This is a genomic window from Thalassospira sp. UBA1131, assembly GCF_002311515.1.
GTDB lineage: Bacteria > Pseudomonadota > Alphaproteobacteria > Rhodospirillales > Thalassospiraceae > Thalassospira.
The window spans coordinates 39,205-43,855 of the sequence record NZ_DCAO01000056.1 but is presented as its reverse complement, the minus strand read 5'-3'; the positions used below and the strand labels follow the sequence as shown (position 1 = coordinate 43,855).

General features: G+C 55.9%; 4 protein-coding genes. All 4 read right to left on the bottom strand.

The window, feature by feature from the left end; genetic code table 11:
- On the bottom strand, nt 1-986 hold a 986-nt coding region (locus B3Z49_RS08720; protein ID WP_414716250.1), incomplete at its 3' end, for a 2-oxoglutarate dehydrogenase E1 subunit family protein.
- A gap of 70 nt (nt 987-1,056) precedes the next feature.
- Nucleotides 1,057-1,932 (bottom strand): succinate--CoA ligase subunit alpha, encoded by an 876-nt coding sequence (gene sucD, locus B3Z49_RS08715; RefSeq protein WP_008889739.1) that lies wholly within the window; start codon nt 1,930-1,932, stop codon nt 1,057-1,059.
- Between the two features lie 2 nt (nt 1,933-1,934).
- On the bottom strand, nt 1,935-3,164 hold the full coding sequence (gene sucC, locus B3Z49_RS08710) for an ADP-forming succinate--CoA ligase subunit beta (RefSeq protein WP_255356213.1): 1,230 nt from the start codon (nt 3,162-3,164) through the stop codon (nt 1,935-1,937).
- A gap of 140 nt (nt 3,165-3,304) precedes the next feature.
- Nucleotides 3,305-4,255 (bottom strand): malate dehydrogenase, encoded by a 951-nt coding sequence (gene mdh, locus B3Z49_RS08705; RefSeq protein ID WP_008889741.1) that lies wholly within the window; start codon nt 4,253-4,255, stop codon nt 3,305-3,307.
- Nucleotides 4,256-4,651: the final 396 nt, after the last annotated feature.

The following is a 4,651-nucleotide window of genomic DNA, read 5'->3' as shown; positions in this document are numbered from 1 at the left end:
GTACCAAGGTGATATTTAACGTCACCCGAGCCCATCACGTCGTCCGGCTTGGACGGGTTGCCCATGAATTCCGAGAAGATCGCCTGGAACGGCTTGCTCATGACGTTGGCAAGAACGTTGAGACGACCACGGTGCGGCATGCCGAACACAACCTCGCGGATGCCAAGCTGGCTACCACGTTTGAGGATCTGTTCGAGTGCCGGCATCAGGGCTTCGCCACCATCAATACCGAAACGCTTGGTGCCGACATATTTGGTGTGAAGATAGTTTTCGAAACCTTCGGCTTCGATCAGACGCTCAAGGATGGCTTCCTTGCCACGGGTGGTGAACTGCGTCTGGTTGCCGATGCTTTCGATACGCTGCTGAATCCAGGATTTCTGTTCAGGTTCCTGGATATGCATGAATTCGATACCGATCGACCCGCAATAGGTTTTGCGTGCCAGCGAGACGATCTGACGGATGGTCGCGGTTTCAAGGCCAAGAACATTGGCGATGAAGATCGGACGATCCATGTCGGCTTCGGTAAAGCCATAGGTCTTCGGATCAAGTTCCGGATGCGGTTCACGCGGTGCAAGGCCCAGCGGATCCAGGTTCGCTTCAAGATGGCCGCGTACCCGGAAGGAGCGGATCAGCATCAGAGCGCGAATGGAATCATTGGCGGCAGCGCGGATGGCATCAGAATTTACCTGACCAGCCGTGGGTGCTGCATGAGGTGCCGGTGCATAGCCCATCTGGGCCGGGCGTTCGGCATGCCCCTGTGAGACGTCGTATCCCTCCATGCCGCCAACAACCTTGGTTTCCCGTGGCTGCCAGCTCGGCCCGCGCATTTCTGCGAGGATTTCGGAGGCGTCGTCCTGCAACCCGTCAAAAAACTCAGCCCAGCTCTGGTCAACCGCAGACGGGCTTTCCAGATACCGGGCATAAAGTTCAGCGATGTAGGTTGCGTTCGACTCGTTCAGAATCGTGTCGAGATCTTGAGGTTTCATTTGTGGTCTTGGAAGGCATGGTCCCCAAGAAGGACCACGCCCCCCCTTGCCTTTCCTCTGACTACCCAGATTAGCCCTTCAAAGCCTTCAGCATGGTCGAGCCGAGGCTTGCCGGGGAATCGGCAACAAGAACGCCAGCACTGCGCATGGCTTCCATTTTCGCATCGGCCGTACCTTTGCCACCGGAAATGATCGCACCGGCATGGCCCATGCGTTTACCCGGAGGTGCGGTAACACCGGCGATGAAGCCGGCAACCGGTTTCTTGACTTTGGAAGCCTGCAGGAATTCACATGCTTCTTCCTCGGCCGAGCCACCGATTTCACCGATCATGATGATGCCTTCGGTTTCCGGATCCTTCAGGAACAGGTCGAGGCAATCGATGAAGTTGGTGCCGTTGACCGGGTCACCACCAATACCGATACAGGTCGACTGACCAAGGCCAGCGGCCGTGGTCTGTGCAACTGCTTCGTAGGTGAGCGTACCGGAACGCGAAACGATACCGATTTTACCGCGGCGGTGAATGTGACCCGGCATGATGCCGATCTTGCATTCGTCCGGGGTAATGATACCCGGGCAGTTCGGGCCGATCAGGCGGGTCGACGAACCGTCGAGCGCGCGCTTGACGCGGACCATGTCAGCAACCGGAATACCTTCGGTGATGCAGACAGCCAGTTCGACTTTGGCGTCGATGGCTTCAAGGATTGCGTCTGCTGCGAAGGGCGGCGGAACATAGATAACCGAGGCATTGGCGCCGGTGACATGTACCGCTTCTTCAACAGTGTTGAAAACCGGCAAGTCAAGGTGCTTGGTGCCGCCTTTACCCGGGGTAACACCGCCAACCATTTTGGTGCCGTATGCCAGTGCCTGTTCGCTGTGGAAAGTACCCTGCGAACCAGTGAAACCCTGGCAGATAACTTTGGTGTTTTTATCGACGAGAACAGCCATAGTTACGCGGCCTCCTTCACAGCTTTGACCACCTTCTCGGCGGCATCGGCAAGGTTGTCAGCCGAAACAATCGGCAGACCCGATTCTTCGAGGATCTTCTTGCCAAGTTCGACATTGGTACCTTCAAGGCGAACGACCAGCGGGACGTTCAGGCTGACTTCGCGGGCTGCTGCCACAACGCCGTCTGCGATCACGTCACAACGCATGATGCCACCAAAGATGTTGACCAGGATGCCTTCGACATTCGGATCCGACAGGATCAGCTTGAAGGCGGTGGTCACGCGTTCTTTGGTTGCGCCGCCACCAACGTCAAGGAAGTTAGCCGGTGCGCCACCATACAGCTTGATGATGTCCATGGTTGCCATGGCAAGGCCTGCGCCGTTAACCATGCAGCCGATGGTGCCATCGAGCTTGATGTAGTTGAGGCTGTGTTTTGCAGCTTCGAGTTCGGCCGGGTTTTCTTCGTCTTCGTCACGCAGCTCTTCGATGTCCGGATGACGGAACAGCGCGTTGTCGTCGAAGTTCATTTTGCAATCAAGCGCAATGATGTCGCCGTCACCGGTAACAACCAGCGGGTTGATTTCAACCATGGCAGCATCGGTGTCGAGGAAGCACTGGTACATTGCGGTCATGAATTTGACAGCTTTGGAAACCTGCTTGCCTTCGAGGCCGAGTGCAAACGCCAGTTTGCGACCGTGGAAGCCAGAGAAGCCAGCCGCCGGATCGATCTCGACAGTGACGATCTTTTCCGGGGTTGCTTCTGCAACTTCTTCAATGTCCATGCCGCCTTCGGTCGACGCCATGAAGATCACGCGCGAGCAGGCGCGGTCGACGAGAACCGAAAGATACAGTTCGCGTGCAATATCGCAGCCTTCTTCGATGTAAACGCGTTTGACTTCTTTGCCATCCGGGCCGGTCTGGTGGGTAACCAGCGTGGAGCCGAGCATCTGTTCGGCATTGGTGCCGACTTCTTCCGGGCTCTTGACGACGCGAACGCCGCCTTTGTCACCTGCCTTGGCTTCCTTGAAGGTGCCTTTACCGCGGCCACCTGCATGGATCTGGGATTTTACCACGTAAACCGGGCCAGCCTGGGACTGGGCAGCTTCGATGGCTTCCTGAGCGGTATATGCAACCTTGCCGTTCGGCACGGTCACACCGTATTTGCGAAGAATTTCTTTCGCCTGGTACTCATGAATATTCATGTTCGGTCGCTTTCTTGCCTTCCGTACGATTTCCGGTGGGTCAGAAATCTGGATTTCAATGTCCCTGTAACGAGCGGGAGGGACTTTGTTAAGAGGCCGCGATCATTGACGTTTGAATAACAACAATGATTGAAAAACGGGCCGGTCACTGACCAGCCCGTTTCGCGTTCTTAGAGCATGCCCTTTGCAGCTTCGACGAGGCCGCGAACAGCGTTCACGGAATTGTCGAAGTTTGCTTTTTCGGACTCATCAAGATTGATCTCGACGATGCGTTCTACACCGTTGGCACCCAGAACAACCGGGACACCAACATAAAGACCGTCAACACCGTATTCGCCGCTCAGGTAAGCAGCAACCGGCATGACGCGCTTCTGGTCTTTGAGGTAGCTTTCCGCCATCGCGATTGCCGAAGCAGCCGGGGCGTAGAAAGCAGAACCGGTTTTCAGCAGGGCAACGATTTCGGCGCCACCGTCACGGGTGCGCTGCACGATCTCGTCGATCTTTTCCTGCGTGGTCCAGCCCATTTTGATCAGATCCGGAACCGGGATACCGGCAACGGTCGAATAACGGATCGACGGGACCATGGTATCGCCGTGGCCGCCAAGGACAAAGGCGGTAACGTCTTTGACCGAGACGTTGAATTCTTCTGCGAGGAAGTAACGGAAGCGGGCCGAGTCCAGAACGCCAGCCATGCCGACAACTTTCTTCGGATCGAAGCCGGTTGCCTGCTGCATTACCCAAACCATCGCATCAAGCGGGTTGGTAATGACGATGACGAATGCGTTCGGAGCGTGTTCCTTGATGCCCTGACCAACCTGGGTCATGACTTTGGTGTTGATACCAATCAGGTCATCGCGGCTCATGCCCGGCTTGCGAGCAACACCGGCGGTGACGATGACGACATCAGCGCCTGCGATGTCTTTGTAGTCACTGGTACCCTTGAGGTCGGCATCAAACATGTCGACGGGGGAGGATTCAGCAATGTCGAGCGACTTGCCCTGTGGCATGCCATCAACGATGTCGAAAAGGACGACGTCGCCAAGCTCTTTGAGACCGACGAGGTGAGCAAGCGTGCCACCAATATTGCCGGCACCGACGAGCGCGATCTTGTTGCGGGCCATTCCGTTACCTTCTTCCCTATTGCGCTTCCTGGGGGTCGAAACTCAACTTGGGAGCGCGATTGAAAATTTAAACCTGCGAACGCGAAATAATCGTTCGTAAACACCGAGTGTCGTAAACTGAATCGCCACGAATGACAAGGGGAAACCCCACTGTTTTTACGAGGAAAACCGCCGCTTCGCGGTTTATTGCAACTATGGTCTAAACGCTTAAAAACCATTCACGTTGCAGATGCGAACATGGGCTAATGCGCAGCAAAACCAAAGCTGGTTTACGATTGCGGCCTGCCTAAATGAAAGGCAGTGCGCCCCTTTGCTGCGAATTCGTGCGTATGAACAGGATTACACTGGCGCAGCATTGCAGGAAACGGCCATCAGCCATGCGGTCGGGACGGGGGC

Excerpts from the sequence above, each read along its gene's own strand:
- sucD (WP_008889739.1), bottom strand. The coding sequence starts at position 1,932 with ATGGCTGTTCTCGTCGATAAAAACACCAAAGTTATCTGCCAGGGTTTC.
- mdh (WP_008889741.1), bottom strand. The coding sequence starts at position 4,255 with ATGGCCCGCAACAAGATCGCGCTCGTCGGTGCCGGCAATATTGGTGGC.